Source organism: Staphylococcus sp. EG-SA-15, assembly GCF_017151895.1.
Classification (GTDB): domain Bacteria; phylum Bacillota; class Bacilli; order Staphylococcales; family Staphylococcaceae; genus Staphylococcus; species Staphylococcus aureus.
Genome location: NZ_JACVZN010000029.1, coordinates 20242 through 36354, shown reverse-complemented (window position 1 = coordinate 36354; position 16113 = coordinate 20242). Strand labels below are relative to the sequence as shown.

Sequence of the window (16113 nt, the reverse complement as noted above, 5' to 3'; positions counted from 1 at the left end):
ACCTATATTATAGCAGAGTGTGCTTTATTTTTGTATTCACTTTCAAAAGATAAATAGAGGTCTTTCCACTACTATCTAAATGGAAAGACCTCTATTTTTCATATAGGAGCTACTTTTGGGTCAGCCCTTTATTCTTCCTTGCACTTACGCCTATTATAGATTTAATACTCCTTATAACAACGGTTGTAGACCTTATGAATGGTGCAACAGCTGAAATGCCACATGCTATAGCAGCAGTTTATATTTCAATTTCTCTTGTCTTTGGCAAAAGCATGATAAATTGGGCAGATGATAGATTTAGATATTATGTGATGAAGCAAGGTTCCAAACCTTATAAACTTGACGGTTTAGCTTACTCTAAAAACTATGCTAAAAGTTGGTTGAAACATTTACTGTCTTACATTATAGGTACTGGGATTTTACATTTAATTGTTTATTTAATTAATGATAAAAGTCGTACAGAAGCTATGGATGGTGTTATTCATATTTGGACAATTGTTATTATTATAGACTTAATTATTTGTATTTCATATTTTGTGTGGCCTCCAAAAAGAAATTAAATTATGGATATAAATGGTTTAGATAAAATAAGTACAGAAGTTGTAGAAACAGCTAGAGATAGTTTAGTTATAGGTATTCGATAATAGAAAAAGCAACGCATTTTAATATAGTGCGTTGCTTTTCTCATTTATTAGGTAAAATCATTCTCATATATCGAATAAAGTGACACCCGATAAAAAATCATTGTGGGATGTTCTTTAGCAATTTCAATATAAGCATTGTATAGTTATGAAAAAATTACGACAATAACTGTTTCATTAGATAAGTGTTATTGAAATTGATAAAGAGCAATTCTTGAAAATAGTTAGATAAAATAAGCGAAAGAATATAGTGAAAATTATTGTTATAACAATGATTCTATTAGCTAAATAGTAAGATATAGTGTTTGGGGCAAAAATAAAGACGAAGTGCTGAGATGCACTTCGTCGAGTTGTTTATTATTGAAAAGTTGTTTAATGATTTCGTTATTAAGTTTGAGTGTGACATAGAATTGTTTTTTATGATTACCATCTTTTTTAATATCAATGCGATCAATCACTGATAGATACAATGCTTTGAGTCGAGATTTTTCTATGTGCTTAATATCATGAAAGATGTGTTGTAATAGTTTACTGATTTCTTTGGCATCAAATAAAGTCTTATCTTCATTTTGTTGATTTTTGAGTTGGTTGATTTGATTCGTAATGTCATTGAGTTGCTTTTCATATTTTTGAATACTTGGTCTGATTACTGATGTTAAGTCCGGATTATCCTCGATGGTTTTAATCAAGTTATTTATTTTGATTTGTACTTCATCATATTGTTGTTGCTTATAAGCAATATCGTGATGAAGTGCAGCGCCATCAACTTGATTTTCTTGATTGACGTGTGTTACTACGCGTTGAATGACTTTATCACTTTTGACTATTTCAAGTATTTGCTTCATCACATAATCTTCAATCACATCAGCTCTTACACTGTTTGCCGAACATACTTTGGAACCCTTGTTCCGAAAATTACTACATGAATAGTAACGAATACGTTTCTTAGTCCCGTCTTTAAGAGTATTCGTGGTATTGCTTGCTGCCATAGGTGCGCCACATTGGGGACAGTGAATAATGCCTGTAAGCAGATTCGTTCCTTTGCCATGGACTTGGGGTTTTTGACTGACTTGTTTCTTACGCATTTGTACTTTATCCCATAAATCTTGATTAATAATGGGGGAATGCTTACCTTCAGCTATCACTGGTTTATCATTCAGCCCTTTACGACGTTTTTCACTCCAATCTTTGTATTTCGCAAATTGAATTTTGCCGATATAGAAAGGGTTAGCTAAGATGTATGTGATTGAACTAATACTGAAAGGTTTCCCCTTTTTAGTGACATATCCTTTGTGATTCAATGCATTGGCAATTTTACGATAGCCATGTCCTTTGGCATAGCACTCGAATATATATTTTACAATATTAGCTTCATGTTGGTTAATCATTAGCTCGTGTTTACTATCTGGTATTTTGTCATAACCTAGTGGTAAATTGCCTTGATAATAGCCTTCTTGGGCACGTCTCGTTTGACCCATAAATACGTTCTCGACAATGTTATTACGTTCGAATTCTGAGAAACTCGCAAGTATCTGTAACATGAGTTTACCAGAAGAAGTATTGACTTCCATACGCTCTGACAAACTGAAAAATTCGACATTTTGTTTGTGTAAATCTTCGACAATTTTGAGAAGATCAGATGTATTACGAGCTAATCGGTTTGTTTTGTATACCATAACACAGTCGATATTGCCTTCTTTTGCATCTTTCAACATACGTTGGAGCTCAGGTCTGTTCATAGATTTACCTGAAATACCACGGTCAGCGTATATATCTTTAACTTCAAAATGATGGAAGTCACAGTATTCTTTGATTTGATTGATTTGTCCGTCGATACTATAACCTTCTGTGCTTTGCATTTCTGTTGATACACGTACATAGATACCGACACGTTTTGTTTTAAGTTGTTGCATTATGTTACATCCTTTCTTCATTTATGCAATCGATGATTGCATGGTTTGATTGACAATATTGAGTGGTTCATTTTTGAAATAGATTCCTATAAGATTTTTATCTTTCGTAATGTGAATGGTTTCAATATAGGGGGACAATATGTTTAACGTGAAACGTTTTTGAATAATATTTTGAATGATGTGTTGTATTTGATGCCCATTGATAGATGTAGTGCGTTGCGGTTGTTGACGTAATGATTGTGTTTGCTCTCTGAACGTTTCTGCATCAATGATGCCTTGTGCCAACTTTTCTATCAGTTGTTCTTGAGTCAATGTGTGATGTTTTTCTATGTTTCTTTGTCTTTTGATGCGTTTGTCAATCGCACTTTTAATTTTTGTGTAGATGCGTTGATTTTGATAAAAGTCTCGGCACACTTCTAATACTTTATCTTCAAGTGTTTGTGCATTGATGCCTTTAAAATCACAGACAAAGCGTGAAGCATTCATGTTTTTAGGACAGACGTAGTAACGTAATGTATGATTCTTTTTTCTAATGGTCATATTTGTAAGTGTTGCATTACAACATGGGCATTTGATTTTTTGTTTGAGTTGATTATCCGAAGGTGTCTGTTTGGTTTGTTTTTGCAATCGAAGTCTCTGCGCTTGCTCATATATACTTGTGGAAACAATAGAAGGAAACATATTGTCGAATTGGCCATATTGATTGTTGACACGACCACAATAATTAGGATTGATGATAATGTTACGAACTTGATAGGGTTGTCGATTGATATACGTGTTATCTTCTTCTAATAACTGTGCAATTTTCTTATAACCATGACCTTTAATGTAATAATTGAATACAGCCTTTACCGTTGGTGACTCATTTTGATTGATGATGAATGTTCCGTTGTGATATTCGTAACCAAAAGGTGCATGTGTTGTAATCAATCGACCTTGCTTTGCTTTTTCTTGAAGCCCATTTCTGACTTGTTCTCCAATGTTATCCGATTCAAGTTCGGCTAAACTGATGAAGATATTAAGCTTGAGTCGGTCGAAAGCTTGATCCATATCAAAGTAACCATCATGTACGCTTAAGATATGAACATGGTACGTTTGACATAATTTGATGAGTTTTAATGCATTTTTCAGATTACGATGCAACCTATTAAGACGATAACAGCATAATATGTCACACTGTCCTTGTTGAATTAATTGTGTTATTTGTCGATACCCACTACGATTATCTTTGCGACCTGATTGTTTGTCGCTATAAAAGTTGATATGTTGAATATGATGTTTTTCGGCTATTGCTTCGATAGCTTGTTTCTGTGCTGCAAGAGATTGTTGTTTCATCGTACTTTGACGTAAATAGCCTATGACTTGTTTCATATCGGCTCCTCCTTTCACAGTGATAATATATATTTATGGATGAATTGATATATAAGCCCAACATCAATGAGATGTTGGGCGTCCATATTAGTCATTTGTTTGATTGATTTCTTCAATTACCAAATCGGCTAATATCTCGATAAGTTCATCCATGTTTTTCACTCCGTTATTTGTTCTATCTTCAATACGTCGATTATTCAGTTTGATGCTTCACAGTTGTATGATAAAGACAATTAGAAATCTTCGTGAACTCCTGAAGGGCCTATCCCTTCATTAGCGGATTTAAAAAGTTCTTTCGCAGCTTTGTTATCATTTGACGGTGTCCAATTTTGAAGTAACGACTTATCTTTAGTTAATCCGAGGATAGATGCAAACTCTACATCTAATTTTAGATGGTAAAATACAAGTGATTGTTTTTTACCGCTATTATCTTTGACACTTCTTTTAGTTGTTTGGCGTCCACGGTCAGCTAATATGAAACCTTTATCTCTTAAGGCGTTGACAACATTATTAACATCTTGAAATTGATGATTGTTTAGCATCTGTTTAAAAACGTTCGCAATTATTTTTACTTCGATATGGTCATCTTTTAATGAGATTAATCCATAGTTCTCAAACATATTTTTCAAAGCACCTTCATCTGAAAACTTACCTCTGTTTTGTGCCACAAATTGAATGATGACATCAATAGCTTTATCAGCTAATGAGCGTTCAGAGACTGTATGAGTATGATAATCAATAAAGTAGTCTCTTATATTAGCGATATCAATATCTGTAGATAAAACACGACCTAATATTTTCGCAGATGTTGTAATGACTGCATAACGCTTAAACATACGAATACCTGTATTGTTTGTTTCGTCTTTCAATTTAGCTTCAAACCAATCTACTTCCTTGTAAAACCATTGAATAACTTCATCTTCACGATTTATAAGATATTTAGCTACTAACGGTAAAACATGACCATAGTTTAGTGCTACAGCTTTTTTAATATTGTCAGCATTGGTCGCATTTGTAGTGAATTGTTCATTAATCTCGATGGTTCTTACACGTAATCCATCGTTTTGAGCTGAATCATTAAAAATACTGTATTCTGACGTTGAAATGACAGAAGTACCCCAATTCTTAGGCGTTTTAACTTCTCCATGAACGTTTGAACGTTGACGACCTTGACCTTCAGTGATGGAGTACAATAACCCCGTTGTATCTCTAAAAGTTGCTGATGAGAGTTCATCAAATACAATAGGTATACCAAAATTGTTACTCAAGTAACCTTCAAGTGCATTACGTGTGGCATTCCAACTTCTAAAGAGAGTTTCATTACCTTTGGTGGGATTACCAGCGACTGATACAGCTAAAGAAGCTGCAGTTGACTTACCGGTTGAGGATTGACCTGTAAAACTAAAAATGATTCCGGCAAATTCGGTTTCATGTTTGTGCTTCAGGAAACTCGTCACTAAGGCAGAAATACCAAATACGACTGCTAATTCTAAAAGAAGAGAACCTTTAACCTCTTTTAGATACATGTTATACCAATTATCAAATGTACCTTTAGGAGTTAAGTCATAAGCATTATCACAAATGGCGTCAGATGGAGATTTATTATCAAATTCTTTAGTAGTATAGATTTCACTTAACGATACAATAGGACCAAACGGTGTTTCCAGTATACCTACCCCTTCATATAAGTAGGAAATGGGTAATTGATTGCGCATTTGTTGCATCGCATAACCTAAATCTTTTGTATATTTTTCATTAATACTAAATCCATACTTCATTAAAGATGGCAATTTTTGTGTCGTTAAAATATCACTAGATTCAACAATTTCTTTTTGATCTTCGTCTGTGATAATTAGTTTTTCAGTATTAGTTTTAGGGTCAATAAACTTATTTTCGATAACGATAGGACCTGCGATTTCAACTTCAGTAGGCATTCCTCCTTTTTCTTTTGGGGGCGTGTCTTTATACCAACCTTTTTTTGATTTGTATCGTGGTGAAGGATTAAATGAAAGGTTAGTTTGAGCCATTAGCAATCACCTCCTTTCGAAGAGTTGCTGTTATGGTGTGGATTAGGACCTGTTTTAAGATAAACTAAGTGACCGTGAGTATCCTTACCGATAATAATAAATGGAACACGTGGCGCATGTTTTACAAAATATGCGAACCAACGTCCAACATTTTGTTGTACAGCTTTTGAACATTGTACATTTGCACGACTGTTCAAGTCATGAAATGTAAATTCTTCTCCTTCAGGTAAATTGAATGAAATACCTAATATTTTCTTTTTTAACTGCTCGAATTTATCTGATTGATTGAAATACATTTAACTTCCTCCTACTAATGAACTAAGATAGGAAAATTAAATATGCGCACAATTAACTTTCTTAAGTTCATTTTAGCCAAGAAGTTATCATTTGAAAGCTTGTAAAAATATGTTAGAAATTCCGTACTAAATTAAGATGGATTTTTGTTGACAAAATAAAAAACGCTGATTTAACAGCGCTTTAAATAAAAATTAATCTGAAGTTATATAAAAGTAGTCAGAAGGAGTGGTGTTATTATCATTATAATAATCTAGTGCTTTATTGATTTCTTTTATTAATTTATCATGATGTTCTTTTGTTATTTTCTTTGGATATTTGAGTTCTTTTTCTTCTAAGTCTTTTGGAGACACTAGGTCACTATTTAAAATTAATGATAACAGCATATTTTTAGGTGCCGAAGCTCTGGTGTCTCGATGAGTAATATATTTTGCTAAATTACTGTTTATACTTACTTTTTCATTTTCTAAAAAGTTTGTACTATTTTTCACATGAGCATCAGCAATTTTGGTACTTATTTCAGTGTTTAAATCGTCTATTTCATCTAAATAATATTCAAGAATCTGAAGTTTATCTTTAGAAGTGATACCTTTTTCAGTGAAAATCTTAATAATGATAGATTTGATTCCAATTTCTATATTACTGTCTACTAGAAAATAGAGATAATAATTAGTCAGAGCATGTTCATAATCTCTTTGATCAGTAATTTCATGATTGATGAAATAATATAAGTTCTCTTTGATACGATTAGAAGAATCTATATCTTTGTCATTGATACCGTTTTTAAAAAAGTGTAGATAAACTGAGTTGTTTGAGAGTATATCATATAATACAAATAAACTTTTTGGTTTAAATACATATGATTTTCCTGATTTAAAGTTTGCTATGTTTATTCCTAGAGCGTTGCAGAATTTATTAAAATTAGTTGTAAAATTATTTTTTTCTTGAATAAACATGTCGTTGTCATTTAATTCTGAACTATGATTTTTAATCATATTGATATTTTCTTCAATCTTGTCACTATTTAAATTTTCCATGCAAAGTATACTATATCTTACTATATCACTTATATTTATGGAAAAATCTTTAGGAGAACGATTTAAAGTATCCTTTTTATTATCTTGATCTACAGCCCTACATGAATCATCAAAAACTTCTTTGACATTTATTTTATCAATGTTCAAAATTATGTCTACTAATGCATTTTGAAATTTTTCATTATATATGTCTCTCTTATTCATAATATCACTACCTTTATCAATTATAATAATATATTATATCTTAATATTTGTAGAAGTACTTGATGAGAGGTTAGATAAAACACCACATTTCTCTGGTTAGTAAAAACATAACTTCTAAGACTTTTTTTCATATACTAATAAATTATATTATAAATATTTTTGAACATAAAAGGAGTGTATAAAAATGTATGCAAAGAAGGTGTTTTAGAATAGATTTTAAGGCATTCATTTTTAATATAAAATATTTATAATATTTAAAATTGAAAATGATTATCCTTTCAAAATTTTTGCAACGAGTAATTTTACTTTAGTTATATTATAAAGTAGAATTAATAGTAATTAAAGGAACGTTTGTTCCTGTTTTTATATGTAAATACGAGAACGATTGAATAGATAAAGAAGGATAAAATTGACTTCGAAATAGAATATTTAATTTCAAGAAGGAGAGTATTGGATGTTAAAGCATAAAATAATAAATTTAATACAAGAAAAGAGAGAAGGGAGTTACTGGGATTTTAAAGCAGAATATCATAAAGATAAAGCAGAATTATTACATGATATAATTTGTTTATCAAATAACTTGTTGAATCAAGAAGCTTATTTAATTTTAGGAGTCGCAGATAACGGTCATATTCTGGGGGTTGCAGGTGATTCAAATCGAAAAAACCAAGAAGAATTAATATCATTTATTACTGGAAAAAAATTTGCTGCGGGTAGGCACCCCAAGATTTCATTAATGACATTTGAATATGAAGAAAAGGAAATCGATGTCATTATAATAAATCCTAAAGGATATGTACCATACTATCTGGAGAAAGCAGAAACCGATCAAAAAAGTAAAAAAAACAAAACAGTCAATGCAGGTAGCATTTATACAAGAGTTGAAGATAAAAATACCCCAATAGATTCTACTGCAAGTCCATTAGATACAGAAATATTATGGAAAATGCATTTTGGTTTATATCCTACTCCTATAAAGAGGTTACAGAATTATTTACTAACTCCTGAGAAATGGATGCAGAACTCAACAGGTTATTTTCATAGTGAATCGCCAGAGTATATAGTATACAAAAATGAGGACATTGAAGAAAAAGAAAATTATTTTAATTTAGTAAGTCCATTTTATGCGTATAATCAAATCAATAGTAACACTTTATACTCATATTACGAATTTAAATATCATAGTACAGTTTTATATGGTTGCCGGTGTATCTCTTTAGATTCAGGTATCTACACAACACCAGTACCTGAACTAGGTGAGATAAATTTTAATATGCATAGAGATGATACTATTTATTATCGTTATTTCATTGAAGAGACGATGCTTTATAATATTCATCTTTTTATGTATAAGGGTGATTCGATGGAAGAGAAATTTGCAATGGATAAATTTTTAGAATGTGTTTTGGTTTATAAAAGTGATGTAGAAAAGGAACTTTTTGAAAATTATATATTAGATAATTGGGATAAAGTTAATCAGTCAATTAATGAAAATAATAAACGTGTATTTGGAACTGAACATTTGTCACAACTTGAAAAAGAAGATATCACTAAAAAAGTAAAAACAGTTAAAGTTTTAAAAGATGAACTTGAGAACTTTAGAACTTGAGAAAAATTATTGGTTAATAGGAGAAAATCATGAAAAAATCAACACTCATTGATAAATTTTTAGACTTACTTTCTTCAAGAAGCTCACTCAGAGAAATTCAGAATAATTTTATTGATGCAAACATTATGAGAGATAGTTCTATAAATCAAAAATATAACGGACAACGTAAATCGTTAGCGTGGGAATATATTAGTACTTTAAATTTAGAAGATGAAGCTGAATTTTCTAAATTACTTAATGTTATAGAAACGTATTTGTTTCAATGGAATCTGTATATCCATGAAGTTGATGAAGACGAAGAAATTAATAGATTAATAAAAATAATTAATGTATTAGGTTATGAATATAATAAAGATACAGGAAAAATAACTAAAAATGAAAGAGAAGTTAATTTAAGTACTATTAAATCTTTGGCAATAAAATTTGATATTGAATATGTATTAAAAGAATGTAATAGAATTGAAAAAGAGGCACTAACGGATCCAGAGGACGCAATTACATCTGCAAAATCGATGGTTGAGAGTACTTTGAAGCATATTTTAGATTCTGAAGGAGAAAAATTTAATAATAATGAAACCTTGAGAGGTTTATATAAAAAAGTAAGTAATATTATGAATCTTTCTCCTGGTGGACATAATGAAAATACTTTTAAAACAATTTTGAGTGGAATGATAAATGTAATTAACGGTCTGGACGAAGTAAGGAATGAATATGGTGACGCACATGGTAAATCAAAGAAAAATTATAGGCCTGAAACTAGACATGCTTTTCTAGCAATCAACGCAGCACGTACGATAACTGAATTTCTTTTAGCTTCATATAAAAAGTAAAAGCTATTTGATGAATAGCAATCAAATATATTGGTTATAAAAAACCGCATCATCAACTGATAAGCAGAAGCGTATCATAAGTAGGGGGGATTTATCAAATTAATTAAGCTTATCGTGAGTTGTAACACTAATGTAATTAAAAGAAATAATTCAAGAGGTGTGAAAATGAAAATTTATTATAAAACAAAAACAGGAGATAATAATACTGAAATTTTAACAGTTAATGATTTGATGGATGATCAATTTGATTGTGAAATGGAAGTGGAAAATATTTATGATTTTCAAAACAAATGTAAAGAATTAAATCTTGAAGTGGATGACGATATTGAGGCTCGTGTATCAAGTTTGTTAGAGAACAGAATTGAAGAGGTTAATGGTAATTTAGAAGAGTTTGAAATAAAGCATTGGGTAAGTAACAGATCTTTTGGAGAGTTAATAGAAATGTATGAAGAAGATGAGATTACTATACCAATTATGCAAAGAAATTTTGTATGGGATTCTGTTCAATGTTCAAGGTTAATTGAATCAATAATTTTAGGGTTACCTATACCACCACTATTTTTAATAGAAATTGAAAGTAATAAATATGAAGTGATTGATGGTCTACAACGAATTACTGCAATTAGTAACTTTGTGAAACAAAGACCTTGGAATTATTCAAAGGATAGAGGAAAAACCAGAACTCCTAAAGCGAGACTTTCTAAATTGGTAGACAAAAGTATTGCTGGAAAATCTTTTGACCAATTAAGCGAAAATTTCCAAAGAAAAATAAAAAGAAGTACTATTCCATTAATAGAATTTAAACAACTAAATCCAGATAATTATAAGTCAAAGTATCTTATATTTGAAAGAATTAATACGGGATCCCAAAAATTAAACTCAATGCAAATAAGAAAATCACTAGCTTCTGGTGATTTTATGATTGATTTATATAAAAAATGCGATGACAATAAGTTATTAAAATCTATATTTACTAATACAGCATTAAAAAAGGATTTACATGTGGAGGCCTACTTAAGGACCTTTGTTTTTAATAAATTAGTTAACAAAGATTTTATAACAAGTCATCATGGAATAAAAAATATTTTGAATGACTATTGTGAGACATATAGTCCAACCTCAATAGATCAAAATTTCAATGAAAAATTTATAAAATCTTTAGAACGGTTATGTATAGAATTTGAAAGTTTTAAAGATAATCCTTTTAGAAGGGTTTTAAAAAAAGGAAATAACAATTATGAATTTGTAGGGAACCTAAGTGTAACAATAATGGAATCTTTGCTAGCTGCGTTGATAAATAATGAAGAAAAAAATATCGATTTTAATAAACTAGAAGAATTGTATAAAATCAGAATAAGTGAGTTTTCTGAAATAAGTAACAATCCATTTACTACATCAACAGGTAAGCATGATTCAATTAAAGAAAGGTTTAGAGTTTTTAAGGAAATTGTAGATGAGTGTATTGTATAGATATATAAATTTTTATGAATATAATAAAGAATTCATTGAAAATCTAAAAGCTAAGTATTTAGAATTAGAAGAAATTTTAAACTTTATTTCAGATAAAAATCATCATATGAGGAAATTTATGAAGATTTTAGGTAAAGAACCAGGACATTATAAAAAAATAACCGATGCAATGCAAAGGGAGTTGCTTATAAGCTGTTATGCTGTTTCAGAAAATATGATAAAAGAATTTATATATTGCATATTAGAATATAAAGAACATAAGAATGCTCATATAAACAAATTTTTAGATGATAAAATTAGTGAAGATAGATTCTCGCCAAACGTAAAATATGAAAATATAAAAAAAGAATTATCAAAGTATTTTTCCGAACATAAATTTATATTTAAAAAAACTAAACAAGAAGTGAAATCATACGAAAATTTAATTAGTAATAGGCATTCTTATGCACATAATAATAATTATAGATTTGAGTATAATGATTTTGGAGAAGCAATACAAACAATTGAGTATATTTATTACGAGCTGTATTCGGCTATAAATAACTTGGAATTACAAAAAAATATAAAAGAAATAACCAGTAAAATAGAAAAAATTAAAAAAATAAACAATATAGAACATTTTAAGAAAAAGTCAAAAGAAATAACAGTAATTAAAAAACTTTCAAAAGAAATAGTGAAACAATATGATGAACAAAAAATTGACATAGAACTTATAAAACCATTAATTGATAGTTTTAGAAATATTGCTAGACTAGATTTACGAAAAAAAAGTGAATCTTTAAGAATGATGAACCATGAACTAATTAATATAAACAATATTTTAAGTTAACATTATGTTAACTTAAAATATTGTATGAGAGGAGAATATTTAGAAATGAAATATAGATCATTCGGATGGATTCAAAATCCATCAGATTTCAATAAATTAAAGAAAACAGTTGAAATCTTTGATTGTAATTCTAAACAATATAGCTTATTAAAAGAAGGATTAGTGGGAAAAAATTTAAATAACTTTAAAGATATTCAAAAAAATTTACAAAGTAAGTTAGATAAGAATGTTGAAGAATTTACGTATATGGAATTAGTGGGAAGAAATATAAACAAAGATGGGAAGGTTCCAAATACTCGAAAAGAAGCTGTCCCAAATGCTTTAATTCAAATCTCATTAGAGTCACAAAGTGCAAATACTAAAGGTAAAAATTTTACAGATGATTGGACATCAGATGGTTTTTTAAGATGGGCAGTAAGTTTAAATTTTGTCAAACATAATATGGAAAATGATACTTTTAAAATAACTAATAAAGGAAAAGAGTTGATAAATGCAGTTTCAGAAAAAGAAATGAATAAAGTTATAAGTAAAGCTTTACTTAGCTATCCTCCTGCAACTCGAGTACTAGATATTCTAAATAGTAAAAATGGAGTAACAAAATTTTATATTGGTAATAGATTGGGGTTTAAGGATGAACCTGGATTCACTTCGTACTCAGAAGACTTGATGATAGAGTGGGTTAAAGAAACAGAGAGTATAAAAGAATTGAAAAAAATTCGCTCTGACGTTGAAGGTACGGCAGATAAGTATGCAAGAATGATATGTGGATGGCTAAAAAAGGTAGATTTTGTTAGTCAAAAAAATAGTAGATATATGTCTTCAAAGAATACAGAAGTTACAGGTTTTATTGAGTATTCAATTACAGGCAAAGGTAAGCACGCTTTAATGCAATCTCAAGGAAAGTCTAAAAATAGCAAGGTAGAGAAATATTTATTATGGGAATTTTTATCAGTTAAAGGAGAAGGTAAAAATTACATTAGAACAAGGAGAGGAATTATTTTGAAGTATTTAAAAAATTCTTCTTCTCTAAATGGACTTATGAATCATTTGAAACATAAAGGTTTTGAAGAATCATTAGACGTGATTAAAACTGACATAGAAGGATTGAATAATATAGGTATAAGAATTGAACTAAAAGGAAATTCAATTAAATTGTTAGATAAGATAAACGATTTCTATATTCCAAATACAAATTTGAAATTAACTAGTAGAGAAAAAAGTAGATTGAATTTAAAGGAATATTTTGTTTCTAATACAAATCTTCCAAATAAATTTATTACATTATTAGATTTAGCATATGATGGTAAGGCAAATAGAGATTTCGAATTAATAACTTCAGAATTATTTAGAGAAATATATAAATTAAATACCAGACATTTAGGCGGTACACGTAAACCTGATATCTTAATATGGAATGAAAATTTTGGCATCATAGCTGATACTAAGGCATACAGCAAAGGGTATAAAAAAAATATATCAGAAGAAGATAAGATGGTTAGGTATATAGATGAAAATATTAAGAGAAGTAAAGATTATAATCCTAATGAGTGGTGGAAAGTCTTTGATAATGAAATAAGTTCAAATAATTATTTCTATTTATGGATTTCTAGTGAATTTATTGGGAAATTTGAAGAACAATTACAAGAAACTGCTCAAAGAACTAATGTAAAAGGAGCTTCAATCAATGTATATCAACTATTAATGGGAGCTCATAAAGTTCAAACTAAAGAACTCAATGTAAATTCAATACCTAAATATATGAATAACACAGAAATTAAATTTTTATAGATTAATAGAGGCTAAATGCACATTAGCCTCTATAATAAAATTATGATGTTTATTATGGTTAATCTAATAATTTGAAAGTATCTTTATCATAGTTAGTAATTAAAACTTCATCGCTTTGAGCTCTTGTTGTATTGTAAGATGAATTATGATAGCTATGATTTAAATGGTGGACTTGGACATTATTCTCGTCGATAAACTTTTGTAATAATTTGTTTTCAATGTTTTTGTGGTGTAGAACGTTACTAAGTGCATAACGTATACCTCTATCTGTTAGAGTTTTCATCAAATTATACATTTGCTTTTCTTGAGATATTCCCCAATTTTGAAAGCCACGATTACCATCATTATAACTACCTGTGGTTATAATATATGGTGGATCGAGATAAACTAATGCTTCTTTATCTAAGAAAGATAAATCGATATCTTGAAAATAACTATCAATAAACTCGTGATTTAAAGATTTTAGCTTGTTGCTAAAATTCACTAAATTATTCTTCATATTATTACTAAAATAGCTTCGATTTTTTCCGAATGGATTATTGAATTTTAGGTTGTTATTAAATCGAATTTGATAGTTATATGAATACGAAATTAAAATATATAAATCAATAGGATTGGGATTTTGATTATATTGATTTCTAAATTTAATAAAGGATTGTTCATTAGTTTTACTTAAATTTTTTTCTTTAATTCTACGATTAATTTGACTTATTAATTTTTGAGAATCTTCTTTTGCAAATAATCTAAACATCTCATTAATTTTAAAATTCATATCAATAAAAATATGTCTAGAAGCTTTTACATTTACTCCTACATTAGCACCACCAGCAAATAAATCGACAAATGTAGAAATATTTTTAGGGAATAAAGGTATTATTTGGTCAAGTAGCTTATATTTTCCACCTATGTAATTAAGTGGACTCTTAATATAATAATTTTGAGTTGGATTCCATTTAGTTATCTTTCCATTTTGAGATTCAGGTAATTTTTCTTTTTTACAATCTTTTTTTTTAATATAAAAAAGGTATTCATTAAGTTCTGTTTTTGTAGAAGAAATTTTTGATTTATATTTTCTAAAAGGTATTTTAACAAGGTCTACAGAATTATTTATAGAGTGTTTTTTCAATAGTTCTAAAATGTCATTATAGCTTATAATCCCCTCATCATTATAACTAAGTATAAGATGTATAGTATCAATATTTTTAATAAGGTCTTCTAAAGCGTTATATGCTTTTAATTTCATTGAATATTCACTTTTTAAATGGCTCCAATCAAATATTTTAGTTTTGCCCTTTAAACTAGGTTGATTGTTTTTAGCTAAATTTTCTAATAGGTGATAATTAGAAGCATATTGCCTGTTATTATAAGGTATATCGATATAGGTGATATCAGGCTTAATTTTTCTAATAAGATTATTAGCGTCCTCATTATAGGCTTTATTATTTTGATTATTATTAACAATCATTAGAGGCTTTATATTTAGTGGTTTTAATGCCCTTTTATCCCAATGTTTCAGGAAAGCTCCGTATGTACCTGTCGTATTACTTACAAAAGGTATGGATTCTATTAATGAAGCTATTAAATAATAGTATTCATATTCGGTTAGTAGGTCCTTTTTATACCAATTATCAATAGTATTTCTAATGAAATCAATTCGTCTACCATTATCTTCGGTAAAATACATTGATCCTCCTACAGGTGTATAGTTTTCGGTATAATAATTATTACGAGAGTAGTTGAAAGCATGTTTATCATTGTTAAAAAATTCAAAAGGGTTGAATTCAAGTTTATTAAATTCAAGTTTATCATTATTTTCAATCGTGGCTTTAGCATTTACAAAACTGAAATAAAGAATATCATTTGTAATGACTGCATAATCGTTTTTGAAAAATCTAGCAACTGAGTTTGTACCAGCAAATAAATCTAAAAAAGATTGTTCATTTCCTTGAACATGTCTATCCAATAATTTCTTTATTTCGTGTAATAGTGATATCTTCGAGCCGATATAACGCATTTTCGCATCCTCTTTCATCCATGATAATACAATAATATAACATGTATCACATAATTTATAAAGTATCGTTATTTTAATATAAATTT

General features: G+C 29.0%; 11 protein-coding genes and 2 pseudogenes. 7 read left to right on the top strand and 6 right to left on the bottom strand.

Annotated elements, in window-relative coordinates:
- Positions 1 to 128 precede the first annotated feature (128 nt).
- Both IDG64_RS11470 and IDG64_RS11465 read left to right on the top strand, forming a co-directional pair.
- A pseudogene (locus tag IDG64_RS11470) lies at positions 129 to 560 on the top strand (hypothetical protein); the annotation flags it as partial.
- Positions 561 to 644: pseudogene (locus IDG64_RS11465) on the top strand (AAA family ATPase); the annotation flags it as partial.
- Between the two features lie 281 nt (positions 645 to 925).
- Here the strand turns inward: IDG64_RS11465 and ccrB are convergent.
- The 5 genes from ccrB to IDG64_RS11440 all read right to left on the bottom strand — a co-directional run bounded on the left by ccrB (position 926) and on the right by IDG64_RS11440 (position 7487).
- Positions 926 to 2554 carry a cassette chromosome recombinase CcrB gene (gene ccrB, locus IDG64_RS11460; protein ID WP_001186608.1) on the bottom strand — a complete coding sequence of 543 codons (1629 nt, stop codon included), beginning with the start codon at positions 2552 to 2554 and terminating at the stop codon, positions 926 to 928.
- A 21-nt stretch (positions 2555 to 2575) separates the two neighbouring features.
- The gene (gene ccrA / locus IDG64_RS11455) at positions 2576 to 3925 is read right to left on the bottom strand and encodes a cassette chromosome recombinase CcrA (protein ID WP_206171321.1); all 1350 of its coding nucleotides are present in this window, start codon (positions 3923 to 3925) and stop codon (positions 2576 to 2578) included.
- A 233-nt stretch (positions 3926 to 4158) separates the two neighbouring features.
- Positions 4159 to 5952, bottom strand: coding sequence for a cassette chromosome replicative helicase (cch1, locus tag IDG64_RS11450; protein ID WP_000079473.1), 1794 nt, complete (start codon positions 5950 to 5952; stop codon positions 4159 to 4161).
- Positions 5952 to 6248, bottom strand: coding sequence for a cassette chromosome ssDNA-binding protein (gene ssb / locus IDG64_RS11445; RefSeq protein ID WP_000273823.1), 297 nt, complete (start codon positions 6246 to 6248; stop codon positions 5952 to 5954). Before ssb ends, cch1 begins: the two co-directional genes overlap by 1 nt.
- Before the next feature lie 192 nt (positions 6249 to 6440).
- The gene (locus IDG64_RS11440; protein WP_001042023.1) at positions 6441 to 7487 is read right to left on the bottom strand and encodes a hypothetical protein; all 1047 of its coding nucleotides are present in this window, start codon (positions 7485 to 7487) and stop codon (positions 6441 to 6443) included.
- A gap of 454 nt (positions 7488 to 7941) precedes the next feature.
- Between IDG64_RS11440 and IDG64_RS11435 the strand changes: the two genes are divergently transcribed.
- The 5 genes from IDG64_RS11435 to IDG64_RS11415 all read left to right on the top strand — a co-directional run bounded on the left by IDG64_RS11435 (position 7942) and on the right by IDG64_RS11415 (position 14013).
- The gene (locus IDG64_RS11435; protein WP_000912116.1) at positions 7942 to 9096 is read left to right on the top strand and encodes an ATP-binding protein; all 1155 of its coding nucleotides are present in this window, start codon (positions 7942 to 7944) and stop codon (positions 9094 to 9096) included.
- Positions 9097 to 9125: 29 nt separating this feature from the next.
- A complete protein-coding gene (locus IDG64_RS11430) occupies positions 9126 to 9926 on the top strand; it encodes an abortive infection family protein (protein ID WP_000749912.1) in 801 nt (266 codons plus the stop codon).
- 165 nt (positions 9927 to 10091) lie between these two features.
- A complete protein-coding gene (locus tag IDG64_RS11425) occupies positions 10092 to 11396 on the top strand; it encodes a DUF262 domain-containing protein (RefSeq protein WP_000708809.1) in 1305 nt (434 codons plus the stop codon).
- Entirely contained in the window at positions 11380 to 12225 is an 846-nt protein-coding gene (locus IDG64_RS11420; RefSeq protein WP_000115239.1) for a hypothetical protein, read from the top strand. Before IDG64_RS11425 ends, IDG64_RS11420 begins: the two co-directional genes overlap by 17 nt.
- A 45-nt stretch (positions 12226 to 12270) precedes the next feature.
- Positions 12271 to 14013, top strand: a complete 1743-nt coding sequence (locus IDG64_RS11415) for a restriction endonuclease FokI recognition domain-containing protein (protein ID WP_000877434.1) — start codon at positions 12271 to 12273, stop codon at positions 14011 to 14013.
- A gap of 58 nt (positions 14014 to 14071) precedes the next feature.
- On the opposite strand, the gene IDG64_RS11410 is transcribed toward IDG64_RS11415, so the two are convergent.
- Positions 14072 to 16027: a Dam family site-specific DNA-(adenine-N6)-methyltransferase gene (locus IDG64_RS11410; RefSeq protein WP_001269065.1), complete on the bottom strand. Its 1956-nt coding sequence runs from the start codon at positions 16025 to 16027 to the stop codon at positions 14072 to 14074.
- Positions 16028 to 16113: the final 86 nt, after the last annotated feature.

Coding starts and splice junctions, on each gene's coding strand:
- ccrB (WP_001186608.1), bottom strand. CDS start 2,554: ATGCAACAACTTAAAACAAAACGTGTCGGTATCTATGTACGTGTATCA.
- ccrA (WP_206171321.1), bottom strand. CDS start 3,925: ATGAAACAAGTCATAGGCTATTTACGTCAAAGTACGATGAAACAACAA.
- cch1 (WP_000079473.1), bottom strand. CDS start 5,952: ATGGCTCAAACTAACCTTTCATTTAATCCTTCACCACGATACAAATCA.
- ssb (WP_000273823.1), bottom strand. CDS start 6,248: ATGTATTTCAATCAATCAGATAAATTCGAGCAGTTAAAAAAGAAAATA.
- IDG64_RS11440 (WP_001042023.1), bottom strand. CDS start 7,487: ATGAATAAGAGAGACATATATAATGAAAAATTTCAAAATGCATTAGTA.
- IDG64_RS11435 (WP_000912116.1), top strand. CDS start 7,942: ATGTTAAAGCATAAAATAATAAATTTAATACAAGAAAAGAGAGAAGGG.
- IDG64_RS11430 (WP_000749912.1), top strand. CDS start 9,126: ATGAAAAAATCAACACTCATTGATAAATTTTTAGACTTACTTTCTTCA.
- IDG64_RS11425 (WP_000708809.1), top strand. CDS start 10,092: ATGAAAATTTATTATAAAACAAAAACAGGAGATAATAATACTGAAATT.
- IDG64_RS11420 (WP_000115239.1), top strand. CDS start 11,380: ATGAGTGTATTGTATAGATATATAAATTTTTATGAATATAATAAAGAA.
- IDG64_RS11415 (WP_000877434.1), top strand. CDS start 12,271: ATGAAATATAGATCATTCGGATGGATTCAAAATCCATCAGATTTCAAT.
- IDG64_RS11410 (WP_001269065.1), bottom strand. CDS start 16,027: ATGCGTTATATCGGCTCGAAGATATCACTATTACACGAAATAAAGAAA.